The organism is Caulobacter sp. SRI_008 (genome assembly GCF_057586355.1).
In genome coordinates, this window is sequence record NZ_JBYCZS010000004.1 from 133,484 (window position 1) to 156,186 (window position 22,703).

At 68.8% G+C, this 22,703-nt stretch carries 25 protein-coding genes and 1 tRNA gene; 13 read left to right on the forward strand and 13 right to left on the reverse strand.

The window, feature by feature from the left end; all coding sequences use genetic code 11:
* Positions 1-41: 41 nt before the first annotated feature.
* From AC2YHT_RS05460 to AC2YHT_RS05480, 5 genes are all read right to left on the reverse strand, one after another.
* Positions 42-359 carry a hypothetical protein gene (locus AC2YHT_RS05460; protein WP_370444013.1) on the reverse strand — a complete coding sequence of 106 codons (318 nt, stop codon included), beginning with the start codon at positions 357-359 and terminating at the stop codon, positions 42-44.
* Positions 360-542: 183 nt separating this feature from the next.
* Entirely contained in the window at positions 543-1,076 is a 534-nt protein-coding gene (locus AC2YHT_RS05465; protein ID WP_487288565.1) for a DUF3617 domain-containing protein, read from the reverse strand.
* Positions 1,077-1,159: 83 nt separating this feature from the next.
* Positions 1,160-1,660, reverse strand: a complete 501-nt coding sequence (locus AC2YHT_RS05470; protein ID WP_487288566.1) for a bactofilin family protein — start codon at positions 1,658-1,660, stop codon at positions 1,160-1,162.
* 110 nt (positions 1,661-1,770) lie between these two features.
* Positions 1,771-2,100, reverse strand: coding sequence for an Mpo1-like protein (locus AC2YHT_RS05475; RefSeq protein ID WP_487288567.1), 330 nt, complete (start codon positions 2,098-2,100; stop codon positions 1,771-1,773).
* Between the two features lie 115 nt (positions 2,101-2,215).
* On the reverse strand, positions 2,216-2,713 hold the full coding sequence (locus AC2YHT_RS05480) for an Lrp/AsnC family transcriptional regulator (protein WP_058348122.1): 498 nt from the start codon (positions 2,711-2,713) through the stop codon (positions 2,216-2,218).
* A 142-nt stretch (positions 2,714-2,855) separates the two neighbouring features.
* Here AC2YHT_RS05480 and AC2YHT_RS05485 point away from each other — a divergent pair, with 142 nt between their 5' ends.
* Positions 2,856-6,296 carry an indolepyruvate ferredoxin oxidoreductase family protein gene (locus AC2YHT_RS05485; protein ID WP_487288568.1) on the forward strand — a complete coding sequence of 1,147 codons (3,441 nt, stop codon included), beginning with the start codon at positions 2,856-2,858 and terminating at the stop codon, positions 6,294-6,296.
* A 7-nt stretch (positions 6,297-6,303) separates the two neighbouring features.
* Here the strand turns inward: AC2YHT_RS05485 and AC2YHT_RS05490 are convergent, their stop codons facing one another.
* Complete coding sequence (locus AC2YHT_RS05490) at positions 6,304-7,116, reverse strand: energy transducer TonB (protein ID WP_487288569.1); 813 nt, start codon at positions 7,114-7,116, stop codon at positions 6,304-6,306.
* A gap of 114 nt (positions 7,117-7,230) precedes the next feature.
* Between AC2YHT_RS05490 and AC2YHT_RS05495 the strand changes: the two genes are divergently transcribed.
* From AC2YHT_RS05495 to AC2YHT_RS05520, 6 genes are read left to right on the forward strand one after another with little or no spacing between them, the layout of a single operon-like run.
* Positions 7,231-7,542 carry a ribbon-helix-helix domain-containing protein gene (locus tag AC2YHT_RS05495; protein ID WP_487288570.1) on the forward strand — a complete coding sequence of 104 codons (312 nt, stop codon included), beginning with the start codon at positions 7,231-7,233 and terminating at the stop codon, positions 7,540-7,542.
* A complete protein-coding gene (locus tag AC2YHT_RS05500) occupies positions 7,539-7,826 on the forward strand; it encodes a type II toxin-antitoxin system RelE/ParE family toxin (protein WP_487288571.1) in 288 nt (95 codons plus the stop codon). Before AC2YHT_RS05495 ends, AC2YHT_RS05500 begins: the two co-directional genes overlap by 4 nt.
* A gap of 39 nt (positions 7,827-7,865) precedes the next feature.
* Positions 7,866-8,171, forward strand: coding sequence for a hypothetical protein (locus tag AC2YHT_RS05505; RefSeq protein WP_487288572.1), 306 nt, complete (start codon positions 7,866-7,868; stop codon positions 8,169-8,171).
* Positions 8,168-8,443 (forward strand): type II toxin-antitoxin system RelE/ParE family toxin, encoded by a 276-nt coding sequence (locus tag AC2YHT_RS05510; RefSeq protein WP_487288573.1) that lies wholly within the window; start codon positions 8,168-8,170, stop codon positions 8,441-8,443. The genes AC2YHT_RS05505 and AC2YHT_RS05510 overlap by 4 nt, the downstream gene beginning before the upstream one ends.
* Positions 8,440-9,558, forward strand: a complete 1,119-nt coding sequence (locus AC2YHT_RS05515) for an NAD(P)/FAD-dependent oxidoreductase (protein ID WP_487288574.1) — start codon at positions 8,440-8,442, stop codon at positions 9,556-9,558. Before AC2YHT_RS05510 ends, AC2YHT_RS05515 begins: the two co-directional genes overlap by 4 nt.
* Before the next feature lie 52 nt (positions 9,559-9,610).
* Positions 9,611-9,979 (forward strand): hypothetical protein, encoded by a 369-nt coding sequence (locus tag AC2YHT_RS05520; protein ID WP_487288575.1) that lies wholly within the window; start codon positions 9,611-9,613, stop codon positions 9,977-9,979.
* Here the strand turns inward: AC2YHT_RS05520 and AC2YHT_RS05525 are convergent, their stop codons facing one another.
* Positions 9,980-11,119: an aspartyl protease family protein gene (locus AC2YHT_RS05525; protein WP_487288576.1), complete on the reverse strand. Its 1,140-nt coding sequence runs from the start codon at positions 11,117-11,119 to the stop codon at positions 9,980-9,982. It lies immediately after the preceding gene.
* Positions 11,120-11,194: 75 nt separating this feature from the next.
* Positions 11,195-12,439, reverse strand: a complete 1,245-nt coding sequence (locus tag AC2YHT_RS05530; RefSeq protein WP_487288577.1) for a PQQ-dependent sugar dehydrogenase — start codon at positions 12,437-12,439, stop codon at positions 11,195-11,197.
* 140 nt (positions 12,440-12,579) lie between these two features.
* On the opposite strand from AC2YHT_RS05530, the gene AC2YHT_RS05535 reads away from it, so the two are divergent.
* Together AC2YHT_RS05535 and AC2YHT_RS05540 are read left to right on the forward strand one after the other, a co-directional pair.
* Entirely contained in the window at positions 12,580-13,629 is a 1,050-nt protein-coding gene (locus AC2YHT_RS05535; RefSeq protein WP_487288578.1) for a glycosyltransferase, read from the forward strand.
* Positions 13,630-13,671: 42 nt separating this feature from the next.
* Positions 13,672-13,748: transfer RNA gene (locus tag AC2YHT_RS05540), tRNA-Met, on the forward strand.
* 249 nt (positions 13,749-13,997) lie between these two features.
* On the opposite strand, the gene AC2YHT_RS05545 is transcribed toward AC2YHT_RS05540, so the two are convergent.
* The 3 genes from AC2YHT_RS05545 to AC2YHT_RS05555 all read right to left on the reverse strand — a co-directional run bounded on the left by AC2YHT_RS05545 (position 13,998) and on the right by AC2YHT_RS05555 (position 18,042).
* Positions 13,998-16,520 (reverse strand): hypothetical protein, encoded by a 2,523-nt coding sequence (locus AC2YHT_RS05545; RefSeq protein ID WP_487288579.1) that lies wholly within the window; start codon positions 16,518-16,520, stop codon positions 13,998-14,000.
* 111 nt (positions 16,521-16,631) lie between these two features.
* Positions 16,632-17,018, reverse strand: a complete 387-nt coding sequence (locus AC2YHT_RS05550) for a helix-turn-helix domain-containing protein (protein ID WP_110119508.1) — start codon at positions 17,016-17,018, stop codon at positions 16,632-16,634.
* Positions 17,019-17,139: 121 nt separating this feature from the next.
* The gene (locus tag AC2YHT_RS05555) at positions 17,140-18,042 is read right to left on the reverse strand and encodes a PAS domain-containing protein (RefSeq protein WP_487288580.1); all 903 of its coding nucleotides are present in this window, start codon (positions 18,040-18,042) and stop codon (positions 17,140-17,142) included.
* Between the two features lie 275 nt (positions 18,043-18,317).
* Between AC2YHT_RS05555 and AC2YHT_RS05560 the strand changes: the two genes are divergently transcribed.
* From AC2YHT_RS05560 to AC2YHT_RS05575, 4 genes are all read left to right on the forward strand, one after another.
* The gene (locus AC2YHT_RS05560; protein ID WP_487288581.1) at positions 18,318-18,743 is read left to right on the forward strand and encodes a TadE/TadG family type IV pilus assembly protein; all 426 of its coding nucleotides are present in this window, start codon (positions 18,318-18,320) and stop codon (positions 18,741-18,743) included.
* Positions 18,743-20,410, forward strand: coding sequence for a pilus assembly protein TadG-related protein (locus AC2YHT_RS05565; RefSeq protein WP_487288582.1), 1,668 nt, complete (start codon positions 18,743-18,745; stop codon positions 20,408-20,410). The genes AC2YHT_RS05560 and AC2YHT_RS05565 overlap by 1 nt, the downstream gene beginning before the upstream one ends.
* Before the next feature lie 40 nt (positions 20,411-20,450).
* Entirely contained in the window at positions 20,451-20,774 is a 324-nt protein-coding gene (locus tag AC2YHT_RS05570) for a hypothetical protein (RefSeq protein WP_487288584.1), read from the forward strand.
* Between the two features lie 83 nt (positions 20,775-20,857).
* Positions 20,858-21,211: a PilZ domain-containing protein gene (locus tag AC2YHT_RS05575; protein ID WP_487288585.1), complete on the forward strand. Its 354-nt coding sequence runs from the start codon at positions 20,858-20,860 to the stop codon at positions 21,209-21,211.
* 75 nt (positions 21,212-21,286) lie between these two features.
* Here AC2YHT_RS05575 and AC2YHT_RS05580 read toward each other — a convergent pair whose 3' ends face one another.
* Both AC2YHT_RS05580 and AC2YHT_RS05585 read right to left on the reverse strand, forming a co-directional pair.
* Positions 21,287-21,718 carry a helix-turn-helix domain-containing protein gene (locus AC2YHT_RS05580; protein WP_110119520.1) on the reverse strand — a complete coding sequence of 144 codons (432 nt, stop codon included), beginning with the start codon at positions 21,716-21,718 and terminating at the stop codon, positions 21,287-21,289.
* A 111-nt stretch (positions 21,719-21,829) separates the two neighbouring features.
* Complete coding sequence (locus AC2YHT_RS05585) at positions 21,830-22,651, reverse strand: acyl-homoserine-lactone synthase (RefSeq protein ID WP_487288586.1); 822 nt, start codon at positions 22,649-22,651, stop codon at positions 21,830-21,832.
* Positions 22,652-22,703 lie beyond the last annotated feature (52 nt).

Consider the following 22,703-nt stretch of genomic DNA (forward strand, 5'->3'; position numbering starts at 1 on the left):
ACGGCCCGGAGGCTTTGCTTCCGGGCCGTTTTCGTTGGGCGTCAGCCGCGCGCGGTGCGTTCCAGGATGGCGCGCAGGGACTGGGCCTTCTGGGGCAGGTCGGACGACAGCCGCGAGGCCATCTCCCGTAGCCCTACGGCATAGGCTTCGCCGCCTTCGGCGATCTGCAGGGCGCGTTCGCCCAGGGCGATCAGGTCCCGCTCAAGGGCCTCGACTTCCTCGCGGGCCAGCAGGCGGGCTTCTTGTTGCAGACGCTGCAGACGCTGGGCCGTCGTCTCCGGCCCACGGGTCAGATTATAGACTTCGGCGCCGTCGGTTTCTTCCGGCACTACGGTCAGGTGCGGACCGCTGATCGTCATCTCGGCTCCTCGAACTCACGGAACCCCCATGCGATGACAATGAACCTACAAGCCTTGCTGTTCCTGTAAAAAATAGAGGCTTCGCGCGAAGCTCGGCGCTTGTGGCGTTGGGGCCACATCGCCTGTTTTGGGTATGGTTTTTGCTTAGAGCCCGCCCATTTTTTCAGCGGAAACAAGCCGGCTCTACTTGGACTGCGCCTCGTCCTGACCCGACGGCGCGGCGGCCGCGTCGCAGGGGCCGACATAGACGCTCTCGCTCTGCAGCTTCATGACCTTCTTCACGCCATAGGCCTGGACGGTCATTTCGAGATTGCTGGTGGTGCGGGTCTGGAAGTCGCCCTTGACCACGCCGGCCAGGCTGTAGGCGATCTTGTCCTTGGTGCAGGCCAGCTCGATCGTGAAGCCGTCGATCACCGGGGTGACTTCGGGCTTGCCGCAGGGCGTGTCCTGGGCGGCGGTCAGGGCCGGGTCCTGGCCTTCGCCCACGCATTGGGTGGTGGTGCGCTCGGCGCCGCCGGGCGTGTGGGCGGTGGTCTTCCAGAGACCCGCGCGCATCAGGCGAGGCGGGCCGCCGGCGGCGGGAGCGGCTTCCGATTCCGCCGGGGGCGCCGATCCGCCAGCCGCCGGTGCGGCTGCCTTGTCGTCATTGCGCGAACAGCCGGCCGCCGCCGCGAGGGCGGCCAGCATCAGGGCGAGGCGGACAGTCGGCGCAGTCATGGGCGGGCCTTACTCGAACTGGCGGGCGCCGCTGAAGCGCCCCGCCAGAACAATACCCGGATCGCGCGACCAGTTTCCAGCGATCAGCCGGCGGCGGGCGCGTAGGCGGCCGGAGCGGTCGCGACCGGGGCAGCGGGGGCAGGGGCCGGAGCGGGTTGCGGCGCCGGGCGGGTGAACTTGACGCTGCGGCCCTGGAAGTCGGCGCCGGTCTCCATGGCCAGTTGCTCGTGGGCGATGTCGCCCTCGACCTTGGCGGTGCCGTAGAGGCGAACGGCGCGGGCGGCGACCGTGCCCTTGACCTTGCCGTGGATCTCGATGGCCTGGGCGGCGATCGAGCCTTCCACCTGGCCGTTGGGGCCCAGGACCAGCTTGCCGACCTTGATGTCGCCGATCACCAGGCAGTCCAGGTGCAGTTCGCCGTCACCCGAGACGTCGCCGCGGATGGTCAGGCCCTGGGCGATCAGCGAGGCGGGTTTGGGACGGGGCGGCGCGGCCGGCGCGGCGGCCTGCGGTTGCGCGACGGGCGTGGTCGCCAGGGGCTCCAGGGCCAGCGGGGCGGGAGCGTCTTTCTTCTTCTGGAACATCTGGCGGCGGCTTTCTCGAAATGGGTCGCTTGCCAGCCTAAGCAGCAAGTGAGGCGCCAATCTGAAAGCCCCGTTTCAGCTCCAGGGAAATCCGGGCCGTAAGCTTGTCTTCACCAGGGCCGGCGGCCCGCCACCGTCTCGAAAAACAGCCGGAAATCGCCCATCAGGCTGAACAGCGGATAGGTGAAGGTGGCAGGGCGATTCTTCTCGAACACGAAGTGGCCCACCCAGGCGAAGCCGTAACCGACGATCGGCGCGGCCGCGAAGAACCACGGGCTGACCGTGAAGCCCATCACCAGGCTGATGATGACCAGGCCCGTGCCGACCACGTGCAGGCGGCGGCTGGTGCGGCTCTGATGTTCGGAGAGATAGAAGGGATAGAAGTCGGCGAAGCGCCGATAGCGCTCTGCGCCGGCCGCAGGCTCGACGTGCTGGCCCATGGGGCGTGTCCTCCCGGCCGATGTAGCCCGACCTTGTGCCCAATGGAGGACGCATCCGGCGTCGGATGCAAGGGGTCTCGTCGAGGGCGGCTCATGCCGCCCCCGAACGGGAGCCTCAGCCCAGCGGGCTGACGTAGGGGCTGACCAGGCCGAGCGGCACGGCCGTGGAGTTCTTGACGCCGCGGATGACGATGCGGCTTTCGATGTTCGACACCAGGCCCAGCGACAGGATCTTGTCGCGCAGGAATTCGTCGAAGGCGTGCATGTCGCGGGTGACGATGCGCATTTCGTAGTCGGCCGCGCCGGTCACGGTGGCGCACTGGACGACTTCCGCCCACTTGGCCACGGCGTGCTCGAAGGTCTCGAGGTTCTCCTTGGTCGGCAGCGACAGCTTGACCGTGCAGTAGACCTCGAAGCCGAGGCCCAGCTTTTCACGGTCGAGAATCGTCACGCGGCGCTGGATGACGCCCGCGTCTTCCAGTCGCTTGATGCGTCGCCAGCACGGGCTGGAAGACAGCCCGACTCGCTCGGCGATCTCGGCGACGGACAGTCCGGCGTCGTGTTGGATGAGATCCAGGATCTTGGCATCCACGGCGTCGAGTTGTTCGGACAAGAATTCCTCCCCCCAGAGGGTGTTTGACGCGTCGATCTTGCGCAAAACCGACACGAGTCGGGCACGCCTTGGGCAAACAATTTCCGCGCTTCTATAAGATATTGCGTGGCGGGCGAAAAGACCCGGGAGGAAAAATTTTGCCATGCGGCACTCGGAAGTCACGCTCGACGACAAATATGTGCTCGAAGATGGTCGCGCCTTCATCACTGGCGTGCAGGCGCTGCTCCGTGTGCTGCTCGATCGAAAGCGCCTGGATCGACTCGCCGGACTGAACACCGCCGGCTTCATGTCGGGCTATCGCGGCTCGCCCCTGGGGGGCCTCGACCAGCAGGCCGCGCGCATCAACAAGCTGCTCACCGCCCACGACGTGGTCTTCAAGGAAGGCCTCAACGAGGACCTGGCCGCCACCGCCGTCTGGGGCAGCCAGCAGGCCAACCTGTTCCCCGGCGCGACCCACGACGGCGTCTTCGGCCTCTGGTACGGCAAGGCGCCTGGCGTCGACCGCACCGGCGACGTCTTCAAGCACGCCAATTTCGCGGGGACCTTCCCGACCGGCGGCGTGCTGGCCGTGGCCGGCGACGACCACGCCTGCAAGAGCTCGACCCTGCCGTCGCAGTCGGAATTCGCCTTCCAGGACTTCGAGATCCCCGTGCTGTCGCCGGCCGACGTGCAGGAGGTGCTCGACTACGGGCTCCTCGGCATCGCCATGTCGCGCTTCTCAGGTCTGTGGACCGGCCTGATCGCCCTGGCCGACACCATGGACAGCGGCGTCACCATCGACGTGTCGCTGGGCCGCCACCATGTGGTGATCCCCGACTTCGCCATGCCGCCCGGCGGCCTGGGCATCCGGCTGAAGGACCAGCCGATGGAGAAGGAGCGCCGTCTCCGCCTCCACAAGATCCCCGCCGCCCTGGCCTTCGCCCGCGCCAACCAGATCGACCGCGTGGTGCTGGGCGCCTCGCATGTCCGTGTCGGCAAGGCGCGTCTGGGCATCGTCTGCCAGGGCCAGGCCTACAAGGACGTGCTGGAGGCCTTCTCGGCCATGGGCGTGAGCCTGCAGGAAGCCGCCGACCTCGGCGTCTCGGTCTACAAGGTGGGCATGCCCTGGCCGCTGGAGCCTCTGGGCCTGCGCGCCTTCGCCGCCGGCCTCGAAACGCTCATGGTCATCGAGCACAAGCGCGCCCTGATCGAACCCCAGGCCCGCGCCGCCCTCTACGACCTGCCGGCCCAGGCTCGGCCCCGCATCATCGGCAAGACCGACGAGAAGGGCCATCCGCTGCTGTCGGAGCTGGGCTCGCTGTCGGTGGCCGAAATCGCCCTGGCGATCTACGACCGCCTGCCGCCGGGGCCGCACATGGAGCGCGCCCGGGCCTATCTCGACCGCGTCTCGGCCGCCGGCGTCGCCGCCGTCAGCCTGGCCGCCGACCAGGCCCGCAAGCCGTTCTTTTGCTCGGGCTGTCCGCACAACACCTCGACCAAGCTGCCCGAGGGCAGCCGCGCCCTGGCCGGCATCGGCTGCCACTACATGGCCGGCTTCAACGACCCCTCGACCGACCTCAACACCCACATGGGCGGCGAGGGCCTGACCTGGGTGGGCGCGGCGCCCTTCACGACCGAGAAGCACGTCTTCCAGAACCTGGGCGACGGCACCTACAACCACTCGGGCTCGCTCGCCATCCGGGCCGCCGTCGCGGCCGGGGCGCACATCACCTACAAGCTGCTGTTCAACGACGCCGTGGCCATGACCGGCGGCCAGCGGGCCGAAAGCGGCTTCACCCCCGCCCAGATCACCCGCCAACTGGCCAGCGAGGGCGTCTCCAAGACCGTCATCGTCGTCGATGACCTCAAGCGCTACGAGGCCGTGACCGACCTGGCCCCCGGCGTCGAGATCTTCCCGCGCGCCGAACTGATGAGCGTGCAGCAGATGCTGCGCGACACGCCCGGGACCACGGTGCTGCTCTACGACCAGACCTGCGCCACCGAAAAGCGCCGCCGCCGCAAGCGCGGGACCATGGCCAAGGCGACCCAGAAGGTCTTCATCAACCCGCTGGTCTGCGAGGGCTGCGGCGACTGCTCGGTGAAGTCCAACTGCGTGTCGATCGAACCGCTCGACACCGCCTTTGGCCGCAAGCGCAAGATCAACCAGTCCAGCTGCAATCAGGACTATTCGTGCCTGGAGGGCTTCTGCCCGTCCTTCATTACCCTGGAAGGCGCCGAGAAGGCCGGCGAGAAGGTCAAGCCCGCGCCGCTGTCGGTCGATTCCACGCCGCTGCCCGCGTTCGAGGACTTCCACGGCGTGCGGCGGATCATCTTCACCGGCGTCGGCGGCACCGGGGTGACCACCGTCGCCTCGATCCTGGCCATGGCCGCCCACATCGACGGCCGCGCCGGCAGCGTGGTCGACATGACGGGCCTGGCCCAGAAGGGCGGGGCGGTGTTCAGCCACGTCAAGATCGGCGAGCTGGAGGACACCATCGTCGGCGGCCGCGTGCCGGCCGCCAGCGCCGACGTGCTGATCGCCTGCGACCTGCTGGTCGCCGCCAGCCCCGAGGCGCTGTCGCTCTACGCCAAGGACCGCACCATGGCCTTCGGCAACAGCGACTTCGCCCCCACGGCCGACTTCGTCACCAGCCGCGACGTGCGCTTCGACGGCGGGGCCATGGCCCGGCGGGTCAAGGCCGCGACCAAGGCCTTCGACGCCTGCCCGGCCCAGCGCCTGGCCGAGAGCCGCTTCGGCGACGCCATCTACGCCAACATGATCATGGTCGGCTTCGCCTGGCAGCGCGGCGTGATCCCGCTCTCCAGCCGCGCCCTCTACCGGGCCATCAAGCTTAACGGGGTGGACGCCGACGCCAACCTGCAGGCCTTCGAGCTGGGCCGCCAGATCGCCTTCGACCCGGCCGCGGCCGGCGACAAGCCGAGCGACGTCCCCACGCCCCAGACCGAGCCGCTGGACGCCCTGATCGCTCGCCGCGTCGAAGACCTGGTCGCCTACCAGGACGCCCATTACGCCGCCCGCTACGCCGAGCGGATCGCCAAGGTGCGTCACGCCGAGGTGGCCATGGTCGGGGAGGGCGCCGACCTGCCGCTGACCCGCGCGGCGGCGACCAACCTCTACAAGCTGATGGCCTACAAGGACGAGTACGAGGTCGCCCGCCTCTACACCGACGGCCGCTTCGCAAAAGAGCTGGCCGGGACCTTCAAGGGCGGCAAGGCCAAGGTCTGGCTGTCGCCGCCGCTGATCGCGCCCAAGGGCAAGGACGGCAAGCCGCGCAAGATCGCCTTCGGCGGTTGGATGCTGGATCTCGCCTTCCCGATGATCGCGCGCATGAAGGGCCTGCGCGGCGGTCCGCTGGACGTCTTCGGCAAGACCGAGGAGCGCCGGATGGAGCGCGGCCTGATCGCCGACTACGAGGTCACGCTCGACCGTCTGGTCGCCGGCCTGCGTCCCGAGCGCAAGGCCCTGGCCCTGAAGCTGGCCGAGGTCCCCTCCGAGATCCGCGGCTACGGCCACGTCAAGGAAGCGGCGGTCGAAAAGGCCAAGGCGACGGCGGCCAGGCTGTGGGGGCAGTGGGAGGGCTGAGGCCCTCCTACCGGGTCTCGCCGCCGTACACCGCGCCGTAGATGCGGCTCAGCGTGGTCCAGTCGAACACGGTGAAGATCCGCTGGCCTTCGGTGGACGCGCCGCCCGCGGCGCGTTTCGGCGGCTTGAAGGCGGGGGCCAGCGCCAGCATCGCCTCGCGCGCCGTCGGCGTCAGGGCCGGACCGCTGGCCTCGCAGTCCACGAGCTGGCCGGCGCGCGCCGTGCATTCCAGGTTGGCCATGCCCTCGGCGGGACCCGCGGCCAGGATCCGCGCGGCGGCGACGTCCAGCGTGGGCCGCTCTTCCCAGGCGATCGCCTGCAAATGGCATTGCTGGTCGGGGGCGTCGGCGGCGGGGCAGGGGATCGAGCCGGTCTTGGCCGGGATCAGGGCCGCGGCCGCGCGTCCCGGCTGGTAGCTGACCGGCGGCGGCTTTCCGCCGTCCGGGCCGCCGACGAGCGTGATGGGGATGGTGATCATCGCCCCGCCCACCGGCTGGCCGTCGGCGGTGGTCGGCTCCATGCGGAACTTCGAGGCCAGCTTCAGGGCCATGTCGTCGAAATGCGCGCCTTCGGGCGAGGACGCCGGCGCGCGGCAAGCCTCCATTTCGCCCGTGGCCAACACCCGGCAGCGCATCAGCGCCCAGCCGGAAAGGGCCTTTCGGCGCGCTTCCTCGGGGTAATGGCGATCCAGGTCCATCGGCCCCGGCTTGCTCTTCCAGACGACGCCCTCGGTCAGCTCCCGGGCGGGCGGGGCGGGATCGGCAAGGGCTGGCCCGGCGACGGCGAGGCTGGCGGCCAGGGCGAGAAGGCGTACGGTCATGGAAGTCCCCTGCACCGCTTATGGCGAAGTTTCATGCGGCTCGCAACGCAGGGGCGAGCGCCTGTCGCGCCATGAGCCGTGGCGGGCCGGGAGGTTCGTGCTAGGCTTGCCGCCATGAACAGGCCGGTTCGCAGCGCTTCGATGGTCTCGGTCAATCTTCCGGCCAGCGCCGTCGAGGATCTGACCACGCGAGTCGCGAGCGGAGAGTTCGCCTCGCTCGACGAAGCCGTCACGGCCGCGCTGCTCGAACTCGAACACTTCCGCGCCGTCGAACTGCTCGGCGGCGAGGCGGCTCTCCAGGCTCTCGTCGAAGAGATCGAGGCGGATCCCGCGACGGGCGCCGGCGAGGTGGACGCCTTCGAATTTCTGCACGCCCTGAAGGCCAGATACGAGGACATGGCGGACGCCCAGGACGATCGGGCTTGAAGCCGGTTCGCCTGAGCGCGTCGGCCGCGAGGAACATCAGCGCGATCGGTAACGATATCGCCGCCGACAAGCCAAGAGCGGCGGCGAGCTTCGTCGATCACCTCATCCAGCGCTGCCAGAGCCTGGCGAACGCTCCGGAGGGATACGGCCTGAAGCCGTCGTTCGGTCCGGACGTTCGAGGCGTGACCATTCCGCCCTACATCATCCTCTATCGCATTCGCGAGCGGGACATCCTCATTCTTGGCGTCCGGCACGGGGCGCGAAAGCCGGTCGCGTTCAAATGACCGAATTGATTTCTTTGGCTCCGTGCTAGGCTTGCCGCCATGAACAGGCCGGTTCGACATCCAGACCAGGTGACGGTGACCTTGAGCGCCGAGGACGCGGCTGACCTCCTGGCGCGGGTCGAGCGGGGCGAGTTTGCTTCGCTGGAAGAGGGCGTCGCCGCCGAACTGGCGGAGCTCAACTATCGCCGAGCGGTCGACATCGTCGGTGGTTCGGACAAGCTCGAGGCCTTGCTCGACGAACTGGAAATGGAAGCCGTCGATCCGGCCGAGCATGTCGATGGCCGCCAATTCCTGTCTGAAATGCTGGCGGATCTGAAGGCGCGGGCCAAGGCCACCGGCGAGTGAGCCTTCCCTATGTCCTGACGCCGCGCGCCCGGCGCGACTTGACGCGAATTCGCGACTATATCGCCGAGGACAGTCCTCGCGCCGGCGTCCGCTTTATCGAGAGCCTGATGGAGCGTTTCGAGCAGCTCGCCTTTGCGCCCTACATGGCTCAGGCGGTCGCCAGCCATCCTCGTTTTCGCCGACTGCCGCACGGCGCCTATGTGATCTTTTACGAGGTGGCGGACGACGCGGTGATCATCCGTTCCATCGAACATTCAGCGACCCTCAAATGACCGAGTTTGATTTCGACGCGGTGGTGGTGGGCGCCGGCGCCGTGGGGCTGGCCTGCGGCTACGCCTTGAGCCAGCGCGGGCTGACCGTTGCCGTGCTGGAGGCCGAGGGGCACATCGGGCAGGGCGTGTCGTCGCGTAATTCCGAGGTGATCCACGGCGGGCTCTACTACCCGACCGGCTCGCTGAAGGCCCTGCTGTGCGTGCAGGGGCGGCGGCGGCTCTACGCGTTCCTCGACGCGCACAAGGTCGCCTACAAGAAGTGCGGCAAGCTGGTGGTGGCCACCAGCGACGACGAGATCGCCCGCCTCGACGCCATCTGGGACCAGGCTCAGGCCAACGACGTCGAGGGTATGGAACGGCTCACCGGCGCGCAGGCCCAGGCGCTGGAGCCGGGCCTCAACGCCCACGCGGCCCTGCTGTCGCCGGAAAGCGGCGTCTTCGCCAGCCACGACTACATGCTGGCCCTGCAGGGTGAGATCGAGGCGGCCGGCGGGGCGGTGGTGCTGTCCACGCCGTTCGAGGGCGCGACCCCGCTGGAGGGCGGCGGCTTCACCGTGCGGGCCGGCGGCGCCGAACCGACCACCCTGACCACGCGCCTGCTGGTCACCGCCCCGGGACTGTCGTCCCAGGCCGTGGCGGCGAGCATCGAGGGCTTTCCGGCCGACCAGATCCCCGCCGCTCACTACGGCAAGGGCGTCTATTTCCGGCTCATGGGCAAGGCGCCGTTCCAGCGTCTGGTTTATCCGCCGCCGATCCATGGGGCGCTGGGCACCCACTATCGCAACGACATGGGCGGCCAGGCGGTGTTCGGACCCGACCTCGAATACGTCCCAGCCCCCGACTATTCGGTCGATCCGAACCGGGCCGACGCCTTCGCCGCCTATATCCGCAAGTTCTGGCCAGGCCTGCCCGACGGCGTCCTCAGCCCCGACTACGCCGGGGTGCGGCCCAAGCTTCATGGTCCGGACGAGCCCCAGCCCGACTTCCAGCTGCGCGGCGCCGACACCCATGGCCTGCCGGGCCTCGTGGCCCTGTTCGGCATCGAGAGCCCGGGCCTGACCAGTTCGCTGGCGATCGGCGAAACGGTAGCGGATCTGCTTGTGTCGGCCGGCTGACACCAAACCCCCGCTCGCGCGTTAGCCGATAGGCTGTTTCACGGAGAGGGCGATGGTGGACGATTTCATCGAGCGGCTGACCTCGCGCCTGGTGCGGGGCGCGGGACTGGTCATGGCCGCGGCGATCGCGGCGGTGTCGGGCGCCATGGCGGTGTTCGCCTTCCTGGCCTCGATCGTCGGCACGGCCTGGGCCCACGCCATTGTCGCCGGCATCGCCGCGGCGGTGGTGGCGATCTGGGCCCTGGCCCAGTCGAACCATCAGGCCAAGCATCGCAAGGCTCCGATCGAGGAGCGGGTGGCCGACATCATCCTGGCCCACCCCACCGCCTCGTTCCTGGCCGGCGTGGCGGCCGGGGCCCTGGTCAAGGGCAAGCCGTCCGAGGCCCGCAAGGCCTGGCGCGCCCGGCGCGACGTCGATTAGTTACAGGTAGTCGGCCAGGGTGAGGCGGGCTTCGGTGGGTTGGCCCTTGCGCGTCAGCGGCAAGGTCACTTCGCGTCCGGCCGGGCCGCCGGTCATGGCCACCGCCTCGCGCACCGAACGCGCGCCGCGAACCACGTCGCCGGGCAGCACGCCGGCCTTGGCCGCGGGGCTTCCCGCGCCGACCTCGGTGACCCGCACCTCCGATCCCTCCAGATCGACCCACAGGCCCGAGCGGGCATAGGGCGTCTCGGGAACCGGCAGCCCGTTGCGCCTGACCCAGAGGGCGTTGTCGCCGCGATCGAACGACAGGTTCAGCGTCTGCAGGATCGGCAGCCCCAGCAGCGAGCCGGAAATCAGTTCCTGCGGCGCGTGGACCACGACCAGGACATCCTCGTAGACCTCCGCGCCGACCTTGAGCTGCCTGGCGCGAACCAGACGGGAGAGGTTCTTGGTCGGCCCGGCGATCCCCCGCGAGCGGACCGGCGCATAGGGCGTCTCGTCATTCCACAGGCCCAGTTGCCGTCCGAGGCGGTTTTCCATGTACATCGCCATCGGCGCGCCGGTGTCGAGCAGCGGGCGCAGGGGTTTGCCGTCCAGGGTGACGTCGGCCACGATGCGCGACGAGCCGCCGATGGCCGAGCTCTCGTGCAGGTCGGAAGGCAGCCGGGCGTAGCCCGCGCGATCGAACTGCCCGTTCGGCAGCACCCGCCATTCACCGGCCTCGAAGTCGAGTTCGCTGTCGAAAGTGGTCAGCAGCCCCGCCGCCAGCAGGCCGTCGGCGTCGATCCTGACGTCGGTCAGGCCCGCCAGGCTGACGCCCGATTGCCGCACGGCGCCGCCGAACACCACCTCGTCGACGGCGTAGAGCGGAAAGACCTTGCCCTGGTTCAGCCGCACGTCGCGCAGCTTGCGCAGGCCAAGCTGCCCCGGCAGGTCGGGCCGCATGCCGCTGATCACCGCCCCGGTGTCGATGATGAAGGCGTAGGGTCCGCGCCCGTTCAGCGTGGCGTCCATCACCACGCGGCGACCTTGCAGGCGGATCTTGGCGCGGATGGGCGCGCCCGCCGCGAGCGCGGAACTGGTCGCCTGGGCTCCGAACAGCGCGGCGAGCAGGGTGAGGGTCTGGCGGCGATCGAGCATGGATGCGGACTCGGGACTGGACTGGCGATCACAGTCTCAGGTTGTTGTCCTGCGTCAATCGCGCCTTGGTGAAATTCAGCCCTTCGGCGTGATCCGGATCACCTTGCCGTCTTCCTCGTCGGTCACCGCCCAGACGGCGCCGTCGGGGCCGACCACGACGTCGCGGATGCGTTCGCCGAACTCGGTGGCGATGCGCTCCTCGCCCACCACCTTGTCGCCGTCCAGCGTCAGGCGGGCGATGTGGTGCTCCTTCAGCGACCCGACCAGCAGGCTGCCCTTCCAGGCCGGAAACAGGTCGGCCTCGTAGAAGGCCATGCCCGAGGGCGCGATCACCGGATCCCAGTAGTAGATCGGCTGCTCCAGGCCTTCCTTGGCGGTGATCCCGTCGCCGATCGGCTTGCCGGAATATTCCTCGCCATAGGTGATGGTCGGCCAGCCGTAGTTCTTGCCGGCGCGGGGGATGTTCAGCTCGTCGCCGCCCTTGGCGCCGTGCTCGACGGTCCACAGCTCGCCGGTCTTGGGATTGATCGCGGCGGCCTGCAGGTTGCGATGGCCGATCGACCAGAGCTCGGGCTTGGCCCCGTCCTGGCCGGCGAAGGGATTGCCCGCCGGGATCGACCCGTCCGGCTTTATGCGGATCACCTTGCCCAGGGTCCCGTCCAGGCGCTGGGCCTGCATCCGGCCCTCGATGATTGAGCGCTCGCCGGTGGTGACGAACAGATTGCCGTCGCGGGCGAAGACCAGCCGACCGCCGAAGTGCAGGGCCGAGGCCAGGGTCGGGGTCTGGCGCCAGATCACCTGGACGGTCTCGACCTTGGGCGCCGCGCCCGGAACCAGCTTGCCCCGGGCCACGGTCGTGCCGTTGCCGCCCTCGCGCGGCTCGGCATAGCTCCAGTAGATCAGGCCGTTCTGGGCGTAGTGCGGATCGACCGCCAGGCCCAGCAGGCCGCCCTGGCCGTTGGCGTCCACCGCCGGCAGGCCGGCGACGGCCGGCGACAGGGTTCCGTCCTTGGCCAGGATGCGCAGGCGGCCGGCGCGCTCGGTCACCAGGGCCGAACCGTCGGGCAGGAAGGCGATGGCCCACGGATGCTCCAGGCCCTTGGCCACGACCTGCACCTGATAGGCGACGCCGGCGGCCTTCAGGGGCGCACGGGTCTGGCCGGCGAAGGCCGGCTTCTGGTCGGGCGCGTTGGCGGCGCGCGTCTCCACCGGCCCGCCGTCGGCGGTGACGGCCGGGGCGGCGCTGTTCTGGGCCTCGCCGGGACCGCAGGCGGCCATGGCGAGAAGGGCGGAGGCGGCGAAGATCAGGGATGAGCGCATGAGGCGACCATAAACGGCTTTTCTCCCGGCAGGCGAGGGGGGCGGCGAGAGCGGGCCTGATTTTCGTCCGGCGCATTGACAGCGTGGGCCTCGCGGGGAAGGTTCCGGCGCTTGTTTTCCCGTCAGTTTCGGAGATCGCCTTGACCGCCATCCTGCACGCCATGCTGGGCAAGGGTCTGGGCGGCCTGGAACAGGTGTTCCTCGACTACCAGCCGATCCTCGAGACCTGGGCGGCCCGCCGCGGCGGTCTGTGCGCGGGCGTCGTGCGGGCGGGAAGCAAGGTGGCCCAGGCCCAGGCCGGCCGCACCCCGCCGCTGCTGTCGATGCCCGCCTACACCGACTGGGATCCCCTGACCCTGGGCGCGGCCCGCCCCATCGTGAAGGCGGTCAAGCCCGCCATCATCCTCAGCCATGGCCAGCGGCCCGCGCGCCTGTTCGCCAAGGCCGCCCCGAAATCGACCCGCCTGGCGATCTGCGTCCACAAGCCGGTCTTCGACATCGAGACCACCCGCACCGACTACATCTGCGTCGGCCGGCACCTCGCCGACCTGGCGATCGAGCGCGGCGTGCCTGCCGCCCACGTCCACTTCGTGCCCAACGCCGTGAAGATCCCGACCGTGCGGGCGACGCCCTTCACCGAGCCTGGCCGCCCGCCGCGCATCGTCGCCGCCGGCCGCCTGCATCCCAAGAAGGGCTTCGACGTGCTGATCGCCGCCGCCGCCCTTCTGCGCGACCGGGGCCTTGCCTTCGAGGTCGAGATCGCCGGCGAGGGCGACGAGCGCGCCAAGCTGGAAGGCCTGATCGCCGAGCACGGCCTGGCCGACCGCGTGCGCCTGGTCGGCTGGCGCGACGCCTCGGCCTTCCTGGCCACGGGCGACGTCTTCGCCTTCCCGTCCTACCAGGAGGGTTTCCCCCTGGTGCTGCTCGAAGCCATGGCGGTGGGCTTGCCCGTCGCCGCCAGCGCCATTCCGGGTCCGGACGAGATGATCGTCGAGGGCGTCAGCGGCCGCTTGCTGCCGCCGGGCGACGCGGTCGCCCTGGCCGACGCCCTGGCCGCCCTGGTCGCCAACCCCGCTGGATCGCTGGCCTTTGGCGAAAAGGCCCGTGAAGCGGTGCTGGCCGATTATGGTCCCGACAGCCTCGCGCGGCGCCTCAGCGCAGTTGTGGATGACATCGCAAACCGGGCTTGAAGCCGGCGTCAGTTTGCGCTTATAAGCCCGCTCCGCTTCGGCGGCTGGGTAGCTCAGATGGTTAGAGCGGTGGATTCATAACCCACAGGTCGGCGGTTCGATCCCGCCCCCAGCCACCACTACGGTTCTTCCCGACAAGCTTTGTACTTCGTATGCGCCCCGGTCGCTTCTGGCGGGCTCGGCGTCCGTGCGTCCTCACGCCGCCCCCGGGGCGCATCGACGCTCAAGAACTTCGGCCATTTTTCCACCGAGCATCCCTGCGCAGGCGGGGATCCAAGCCGAGTCGGAAGATCACCCAAGAGCGAGCTTCATCCTGAAAGCCAGCTTGGATCCCCGCCTTCGTGGTCGGGAATGGGCGCCGATCAGATTCAAGGCTGTGCGACGACCGCCGTCGGCGTTCTCGGCTCCGGCGCTCCGCCCAGCGTCTGACGCGCCGCGCGGGCGATCGCAGCATCCAGCGAGCGCTGGCAGGGGATCGGCTGGTCGAGGATCTTGCGGCAGGCGCTTTGCCGGCCCTCCGCGATCGCCGTCCCGCCGGCCGCCTTGCGCATATAGGCCTTGGCGCAGCCCGACAGAGCCCAGTCCATCGGCGGTTCGAAGGGCCGCGGACCCGTCTGCTTGCACAGCAGGATCGGCTCGTAGTGCGCCAGCGGCGTCGAGGAATAGAGGATCGGGTTGATGTCCCGGGGATCGCCCGACGCCTCCAGCTTGAGCTCCCGCTGCAGATGGCCGGCATGGGCCGAGCGGCTGCCGAACAGGGCCTTCAGCGGCGCGCTCAGTTCGTTGAGGAAGCTGTTGGCCCTCGGGTCGTCGGCCGGGGCGGCGGCGCTGGCCAGGGCCTCGTCGGTGCGCTCGCGATAGCCGATATAGACGAAGACGATGCGCAGCTTGTCGCCGCGCTTCTCGGCGATGGTCCGCAGGGCGGGCGCCAGTTCGCGCAGCACCTCGACCCCCGCGGCTTCGAAATAGCCGCCGTCGACGATGTGGCCCGACCCGGTTCCGTTCTTGCGGGTCAGGGTTCCGGCCGGGCTGATCCAGGGGAAGCGCGCGCCGTTGTGGATCGCGGTGGAGACCGGAACGTCGCGATCGACGACGTTGTAGAAGTCGTCGGCATTGATCTCCCACGGGCTGAAGCGCAGGCGGCTGGTGAGGATGCGCCGGCCGGTCTCCTGGCTCGCGCCGTTGATGATGACCAGCGGCCGCCAGGCGCCGTCGGTCGGGCCGAACTGGCTGAAGCTCCGGCTCAGCAGATCCGGATGGTCGCAGCCCGGAACGTCCTTGCAGTGCTCGCGCCATCCGGCCTCGAAGGCCAGTTCCAGGCCCTGGGCCCGGTCGGGCAGCAGGGCCACGGGCACGAGGCGTTGCAGCAGGTCCGGAAACAGCATCCCGCCGAAGGTGGGGCTGAGGAAGTCGCGGCCGGCGAAGTCGGTGACCGCGCCGCGCAGATCCTTCGGCTGCAGGTTGGGGCGGTCCTGCAGCACCGCCGCATAGCCGACCGCACCGACGCTGCCGCCGGAAACCGAACTGATGGCGAAGAGGTTGTGGGCCAGCTTGCCCCCGGTCTTCTCGTGCAGCGAGGCCAGGACCTCGGCGGTCCAGTAGCCGGCCCGCGAAGCGCCGCCTTCCGAGGCGACCAGCACCAGGGTGCGCGCGCCGTCGGGTCCGGCCGGCGCCTGTTTGGCCCAGTCCTCGTAGGCCCGATCGAGCGTCAGCCGCTGGTCCTGCGCGATGGCGTGATAGGGCGTGGTCGCCGCCCGCCAGCCGACCGGGTGGTTGTCGACCCACAGTCCGAAGATCGCGGCCGCGACCACCAGGAAGGCCAGGGTCGGCACGCGCGCGGCGTCGCCGGTCTGGATCAGCACGACCAGCACCGGGATGATGCAGCCCACCCCGAGGAAGGCCACGGCCGGCGCGCCCAGGGTCAAGCCGAAGGCGACGGGGAAGAAGATCGCCCACAGCATCGCGGTCAGGCTGATCAGGAAGCTGGCGATCACCCACAGACGGCCGATGCGCAGCGGCTCGCGCGGCGTCTGGCGTTTGGCGTTCGCCGTCGCCCTGATCCGTTTGCGGGCGTCGTACTGGGCGATGATCGCCGCGAAGAAGCCCAGGCCGATCAGCACCAGGGCGGCGATCAGTCCGGTATTGGGCGCGGGATTCTTGAACAGCGCCCCGATCACGAACAGGAACGGCGCCAGGCCCAGCAGCCTCGGCGTCCAGCGCAGCAGCCAGTTGGGGGTCCAGGCCTGGCGATCGCGTCCGTAGTTCGACAGGATGATCAGGCGGGGCCAGATCCAGGTCTGCACGGCCAGGAACAGCAGGGTCAGGGCGAAGAAGATCTGGCGCACCGCGGTGTCGCCGGAGAAGTCGCCCTCGGCCACGGTGCGCACGAGGTCTCGGCCCTGCTGGGTGAAGGCCAGCGCCGCGCCCGCGCCCAGCGTGAGGATGGCGGTCGAGCCGACGCCCTTGGTCTTGTCCAGCGTGTCGCGCAGCAGCGTCCACTTGCCCGGCAGGCCGTCGTACTGGCTGTGGTCGGGGAGGGGCTCTGGGCAGTCGCAGGGTTCGTAGTCGACCTCGATGGCGCCGCTGTTGTTCCAGTTGAACCCTTCGACGTCGTTGGCGAAGAGCTCGACCGTGCCCGCCTGCTCGAAGGTGACCGTCGCGCCCCGGCCGATGGGATAGAGCTTTTCGGGGTGCTCCCGCACGCGGGCGGTGAGCTCGAAGAACGGCCGGCCCTTCGACACGGGGTAGATGTCCAGGATGTCGGCCAGGAAGAAGCGGTAGCCGCCGGCGCCCGAAGGCACGAACCAGTCCCACCAGCGGCCGCGGGCCGAGAAGCGCCAGCTTGCGCCGGCGGCGACCTCGCCGATCTCGACGCCGTCTCGCGCCGGCACCCTTATCGTCTTCGCTTCGCCCATAGCCGCATCCCCCCGGATGTGTCGGATTGGCTACTATAGGTAGAGCGATTGATTATGGCAAACTATGGCTGTGTCGTCGGCCGGTGATCAGGATGTCGCCCCGTCCTCGGCGGCGTAGACCGTGGCCAGCCTGAACAGTTCCGCCCGGATCGCGTCGGGAAGCTCGACGGCCGCCTGCATGAACGGACTGGCGTCGCGCAGGGCCGTGAAGCGCACGATCAGGTTTTCGCCGTCGGGACCCGTGTCGAGCCCGTCGAACAGGGCCGAGATCGGCACGTTGAGCGTCCTAGCCACCTCGACCAGCTTGGAAGCGCTGATCCGGTTCTCGCCGGTCTCATACTTCTGCACCTGCTGGAAGGTCAGGCCGATCGCCTTGCCCAGCTCTTCTTGTGAAACACCGGCCGCGCGACGATGCGCGCGGATCAGCGCGCCGACATGGGTGTCGACTGGATGTGGAATGGGCGAGCCCGCCATGACGCCGCTTCCGTATACGAAAACCAACGTTTCGGGTTTGCCTTGTGATCATCAAAAAGACAAGCGCTTACAGCGCATTGGCTGGCGATTGTTCCGTACGGTCAAGTTAACGGTATAGCGGTCAGGCCGCGATCGCGATCAGCACGCCGTCGGGGGCTCCGTCTCGCCGGATGGTCGCCAGCCCCAGCTCGACCGTCCGCTCGGCTCCGTTCTTGATCAGCAGGGTCACCGACAGGCGGGCCGGCGGGTCGCCTTGCAGGGCGTGCTCGACGGCCATGGTCAGGCCGCGACGCTCAGCCGGTCGTACGATGTCGCTGAGCCGGCAGTCGCGCAGTTCGGCTTCCGAGAACCCGGTCAGGGTCAGGAAGTCGGCGTCCATGCTGGCCAGCACGCCGCGGATGTTCAGCCGGGCGGTCGCCAGGCCCGGCAGCACGGCCAGGGCCGTCTCCAGGGCCGAGGCGCGGTCGAGGCGGCCGCGCAGGTCGCGCTCCTCGGTGCGGTTGACGAACAGGGCCGCCACGCCGCCGGGATAGGGGAAGACGCGCACGCCGAAGCAGCGACCGGCCTGGACGGTGGATTCCGACTCGAACTCCAGGGTCTCGCCGGTGCGCAGGACGCGGCGGAACTGTTCGCCGATCAGGGCCTGGGACGGCGCGTTGAACACCTCGTTCCAGGCCGCGCCGATCAGTTGGGCGGCGCTAGAGCCCTTCAGGTCCTCGAACACCGGATTGACGGCGGTGATGCGCAGGTCGGGGTCGAGGGCCACGAAGGCCTCGTTCATGTGGCCCAGGATCGCCGATCGCGCGGTCTCGGCCGTGTGCAGCTCGGAATCATTGTCGTGACCGCCCGGACCTTCGGTGAGGCCGGCGGCGGCGTAGTGCTCGGCCGAGATCATCACCACCCGTGGACGGCCATGGTGCGTGACAATGACGGGCCCCGACAGGGCCACATCCTGCCATTGGCCGAAATTGCGGCTGATTTCTCCGGCGGTCACCCTTGCAGGTGCTATGTCGCGCGACTTCATGTCGCCCTCCAGATTTGCGTGGAATCCGGACGCTACGCATTCACTGAAGCAAACTCTCGGAATGGTTGGTCAGTTGCGCGCTAAAGTTACCGGCGGCTGAGTACGGGGGCAACGCAGTCTGGGGGGTGGCCAAACGTCGCACGGGTCGTCGGTTCCATGTCCGTGAACTTCGCAAAATCCGGATTACCCGTACGAACGTGGAGAAAGCCAAGGTCGAACTAATCTCGCTTCACAACCCAAAGGGTGTTCGTCCCAGACGGGTACGGGAGGCGTAGATGAGGAAGCCGCGTTCGATCCGGAAGTTCGGCGCCGACCAGCAAGGGACGGCTCTGGTGGAATTCGCGCTCGTGTGCCCGGTGCTGATCGCCATGGTGATCGGAATGGTCGGCTGGGGCTCCTACTTCTGGATGGCCCACTCGGTGCAACAGGTGGCCAACGACGCCGCCCGGGCCGCCGTGGCCGGCCTCAACGCCACCGAACGGAGCCAGCTGGCCAAGGCCTCGGCCGCCGAGGGCGTGACCGACTACGCCGGTCTCGACGCCAAGCGGCTGACCACCAAGGTCACCGATCGCGGCGACCGGGCGGTGATCTCGGTCTCCTACGACGCTTCCAACAGCGTGGCCTTCGCCTTCGCCAAGATCGCTCCCATGCCGTCCAGCCTGATCACCCGTCAGGCGGTCGTCCGTCTGGGAGGGTATTGATGGTGCGCCGTTTCCTTTCCAGCCGTGGCTTTCTTTCCAACAACCAGGGGGGCGTGGCGATCATCGCCGCCGCCGCCCTGACCGGCGGGGTCGGCCTGGCCGCCCTGGCCGTCGACCTCGGCTCTGTCTACCTGCAGTCTCGGCGCCTGCAGGGGGTGGCCGACCTGGCGGCCCTGGCCGCGGCGGCCGACCTCGACCGCGCCGATCGCGCCGCCAGCGCGACGGTCGAGGTCAACCCCGTCGGCGGGACCGTGGCCGTGCAGGTCGCCAAGGGCCGCTACGACGCCCAGAAGACGGCCGCCGCCCAGCGCTTCCAGAGCGGCGCGACCACGCCCGACGCCGCCCGCGTGACCTTGGAGGGCCAGGCCGACCTGTTCTTCGGCCAGGCCCTGCTGGGCCGCCCCTCGATCCCGATCCGCCGGCAGGCCACGGCCGCCCGCGCCGATCTGGCCAGTTTCTCGATCGGCACGCGCCTGGCCAGCGTCGACGGCGGCGTCGCCAACGCCCTGCTGACCGGCCTGACCGGCAGTTCGGTCAGCCTGTCGGTCATGGACTACCAGGCCCTCGCCAGCGCCGACGTCGAGCTGTTCGGCTATCTCGACGCGCTCAACACCAAGCTCGGCGTCAAGGCGGCCAGCTACAACGACCTGCTCGCCACCGACGTGAAGACCAGCAAGGCCCTGTCTGTGCTGTCGGACGTGCTGTCGGCGGCCGGCCAGACCCGCGCCTCGGCGGCGGCCAAGGTGCTGTCCTCGGCCACCAACGCCAACCAGAGCATCAAGCTCAGCGCGCTGATCGACGCCGGCCCCTACGCCCGCCAGGACCGCGTGGTCGGCGGGGCGGGCGCGGCGGTCGGCATCGACGCCATGCAACTGGCCAACGCCATGCTGATGCTGAGCAACGGCTCGCGCCAGGTGCAGCTGGATCTCGGAACCGCCATCCCGGGCCTGGCCGACGTCGACGCCTGGCTGGCCATCGGCGAGCCGATGAACAACGCCCCGTTCATGACCGTCACCCAGGACAAGTCGGTGGTCATCCGCACCGTCCAGACGCGGCTCTATGTCGAGGCCAAGCTGCTGGGGTCGGGCAGCCTGCTGGGCGGCGCGGCCCAGATCAAGGTGCCGCTGATCGTCGAGCTGGCCTCGGGCGAGGCCAAGCTGGCCGCCCTGGACTGCACGGCCCGCACCACGACCCTGGCGGTCAAGCCCAGCGTCGGCTCGCTGACCATCGGCCAGGTCGACACCAGCAAGCTGTCGAACTTCAAGCAGGCCCTGACCCCGACCAAGGGCCGCATCGTCCAGGCGCCGCTGTTCACGGTGGACGGCTCGTCCAAGGTCGACCTGGGCGGCGGCTCGTTCCGCAACGTCGTGTTCAGCAGCGCCGAGGTGAAGGCCCGCACGGTCAAGACGGTGAAGACCAACGACCTGGTCGGTACGACCGTGGCCACGCTGATCACCGGCCTGACGCTGGACGTCAATCTGCTGGGCATCCAGCTGGGCCTGGGCAAGTCGGCGGTGCTGACGGCCCTGACGCCGGTGCTGGCGGCCGCGGCCGCGCCGCTCGACCAGGTGATCAACAGCCTGACCGGCATGCTCGGCGTGGGCCTGGGCGAGGCCGACGTCCGCACCAACGGCATGCGCTGCGGCGCCCCGGCCCTCGTGGCCTGATCTTCAGTTCAACCCCAAGCAGGAAAGCGTGAGTTCAGTCATGTCCAGGCAGTCGGTTCCGTCGCAGCAGTGGCCAGGTCTCGGTGACGCGTCGGAGGATCTTCCGACCGGTCCGTTCGGCCGGCGCGGGGTGTCGGCGGCCGAGATGGCCGGGCCCTCGCTGCTGCATTCGGATTTCCAGCCGCCCAGCATCCGCGCCCGCCTGCACGTGCTGTGCGCGCTCTACGCCCACACCCCGTCGCCCGACCGGCGGCTGGCCCTGCTCGACAGCCTGGAGGGGCAGGTGCTGGAGCTGGCGCACCTGATGGCCATCGACCTGCTGAGCAACGGCTGGCGGCCCGACGCGAGCCGCGACGCGGCATGATCGGTATGCTCAAGCTTTAGGTAAATATCGGAAAAACCTTTGGAACAGACGGCCGATTAACCGCGCCGTGCGTTCCTTGAGGCATGTCGATATTCGATTCACGTTCGGGGGCTGACCGGCGTACCGCGCCGCGCCTGTCCACGAACAGGTCCGGCAAGGTGCTGTGCGGCGCCTTCGCCTGGGACTGCGTGATCAAGGACATGTCGGACGGCGGGGCCCGCGTGCAGATGCTGTCGGGCTCGACGCCGCCAGCGAGCGCCCAACTGGTCGACCTGGTCGGCGGCTTCGCCCACGACGCCAAGGTGGCCTGGCGCAAGGACCGCGAGATCGGCCTGACCTTTCTCAAGAGCCACGACCTGCGCGGCCTGGCCCCGGCCGGGGCCCAGACGGCCAAGCGCATCTGGCTGGCGGCCCAGAGCCGGGCCAACGCCGGTTGATGTACAGACCAAGAAAAAGCCTCGCCTGGGGGGAGGCGAGGCTCTTCTAAGCAGTTTACTCGGTGATCGCTCGGATCAGGCGTCGGCCCGGGCGGCTTCCTCGGCCATGGCGCGGACGAGGTCCAGCACCTGGCGGCGGACGCGACCGCGGTTGATCTTCGGGAACACCTCGGCCAGTTCCAGGCCTTCCGGCGTGGTCAGGAATTCCTGAACGACGCGTTCGGCGTGGTGACCGACTTCGTCCTCTTCGGCGCCGTTCATCGGGTCGGCGAGGCCGTCGAAGAAGAAGGACACCGGCACCTGCAGGGTGCGGGCGATTTCGTACAGTTTCGAAGCGCTGACGCGGTTGGCGCCACGCTCGTATTTCTGGACCTGCTGGAAGGTCAGGCCCAGGGAATCGGCCAGTTGCTCCTGGCTCACGCCCAACAGCTTGCGACGCATACGGACACGACCGCCGACGTGCAGATCGACCGGGTTGGGTCGCCGGCCTTCGGTTTCTTCACTCAACTTTTTCGCCTCCAACGGTTGTTTGTGTAAAATGACACGACCGGGGCGTTGGCGAAAGTCGAGCTAGCTCAGGTGCGGCGCTACGTCGCTGAGGTGGAGCTTATGCTCCGCCTAAGCGTTAAGCTGAAACTCCGATTTCTGACCGCGATCGCTCCAGATCCGCCGAGCTTGGCCGCTTGCGTCGTGCAAGCGGAAAAGCGCTTCCGCGGAAAGGGTTTCGTCACGCTCCGAACCCGGAAGAATCTGAGGCGTCATCGCCCGCAGCACCTGGCGCTGCACGGCGACCAGATCACCGAAGGCCCGCAGGTCAAGTTCGTCGACGTGATAGCCCACGGTTGATTCGATGGCGATCGATTCGCGAACCCGCTGGAGCAATTCTCGCGACAGGAGAATTTCCGATCCGGCGACCACGCCGTACTCGTAGGGGCGGGGCAGGCCGACCAGCCGGGTGTCGATCGGCGAGTTCATGATTCCCGGATACAGCGCCATGTCGATCATGCCGACGAAGCGGGTGACGTTGTTGACCAGCGCCAGCTCCATGGCCGCCGCCCAGGCTTCGAACACGCGCGTGCCGCGGCTCGGACCCTTCTTGGCGCGATAGGCCTCGGTGGTGAAAAGGCGGCTGGCCTCCCACACGTCCTGACCCTTCTTGGGGCTTTCGCCCGGAGCGATCAGGTGGCCGAACTTGTCGGCCAGCATGCAGCGGTCGTCGGTGGGCCGCAGGCGCAGGCCGACCTCGAGCTGCATGTCGTCGTCGAAGCCCAGCAGGTAGATGGCGCGGGCGTCGTCGTAGTCGTCGACCTCGCCGCCGTCGAGCACGACCAGGTCGACCCAGCCGTTCTTCTCGACGCACTGCTTGCGACGTTCTTCATGCATGGCCCAAAGCTGGGGGCCGTAGAGGTGGCGATTTTCGCAGGTGACGATGTGGATCATGGCGATGCTGTCCCCCGTTCTGGACAGCTCGCATTAGGCAGTATGATCCGCC

Coding starts and splice junctions, on each gene's coding strand:
- AC2YHT_RS05460 (WP_370444013.1), bottom strand. CDS start 359: ATGACGATCAGCGGTCCGCACCTGACCGTAGTGCCGGAAGAAACCGAC.
- AC2YHT_RS05465 (WP_487288565.1), bottom strand. CDS start 1,076: ATGACTGCGCCGACTGTCCGCCTCGCCCTGATGCTGGCCGCCCTCGCG.
- AC2YHT_RS05470 (WP_487288566.1), bottom strand. CDS start 1,660: ATGTTCCAGAAGAAGAAAGACGCTCCCGCCCCGCTGGCCCTGGAGCCC.
- AC2YHT_RS05475 (WP_487288567.1), bottom strand. CDS start 2,100: ATGGGCCAGCACGTCGAGCCTGCGGCCGGCGCAGAGCGCTATCGGCGC.
- AC2YHT_RS05485 (WP_487288568.1), top strand. CDS start 2,856: ATGCGGCACTCGGAAGTCACGCTCGACGACAAATATGTGCTCGAAGAT.
- AC2YHT_RS05490 (WP_487288569.1), bottom strand. CDS start 7,116: ATGACCGTACGCCTTCTCGCCCTGGCCGCCAGCCTCGCCGTCGCCGGG.
- AC2YHT_RS05495 (WP_487288570.1), top strand. CDS start 7,231: ATGAACAGGCCGGTTCGCAGCGCTTCGATGGTCTCGGTCAATCTTCCG.
- AC2YHT_RS05505 (WP_487288572.1), top strand. CDS start 7,866: ATGAACAGGCCGGTTCGACATCCAGACCAGGTGACGGTGACCTTGAGC.
- AC2YHT_RS05515 (WP_487288574.1), top strand. CDS start 8,440: ATGACCGAGTTTGATTTCGACGCGGTGGTGGTGGGCGCCGGCGCCGTG.
- AC2YHT_RS05520 (WP_487288575.1), top strand. CDS start 9,611: ATGGTGGACGATTTCATCGAGCGGCTGACCTCGCGCCTGGTGCGGGGC.
- AC2YHT_RS05525 (WP_487288576.1), bottom strand. CDS start 11,119: ATGCTCGATCGCCGCCAGACCCTCACCCTGCTCGCCGCGCTGTTCGGA.
- AC2YHT_RS05530 (WP_487288577.1), bottom strand. CDS start 12,439: ATGCGCTCATCCCTGATCTTCGCCGCCTCCGCCCTTCTCGCCATGGCC.
- AC2YHT_RS05550 (WP_110119508.1), bottom strand. CDS start 17,018: ATGGCGGGCTCGCCCATTCCACATCCAGTCGACACCCATGTCGGCGCG.
- AC2YHT_RS05555 (WP_487288580.1), bottom strand. CDS start 18,042: ATGAAGTCGCGCGACATAGCACCTGCAAGGGTGACCGCCGGAGAAATC.
- AC2YHT_RS05560 (WP_487288581.1), top strand. CDS start 18,318: ATGAGGAAGCCGCGTTCGATCCGGAAGTTCGGCGCCGACCAGCAAGGG.
- AC2YHT_RS05565 (WP_487288582.1), top strand. CDS start 18,743: ATGGTGCGCCGTTTCCTTTCCAGCCGTGGCTTTCTTTCCAACAACCAG.
- AC2YHT_RS05570 (WP_487288584.1), top strand. CDS start 20,451: ATGTCCAGGCAGTCGGTTCCGTCGCAGCAGTGGCCAGGTCTCGGTGAC.
- AC2YHT_RS05575 (WP_487288585.1), top strand. CDS start 20,858: ATGTCGATATTCGATTCACGTTCGGGGGCTGACCGGCGTACCGCGCCG.
- AC2YHT_RS05585 (WP_487288586.1), bottom strand. CDS start 22,651: ATGATCCACATCGTCACCTGCGAAAATCGCCACCTCTACGGCCCCCAG.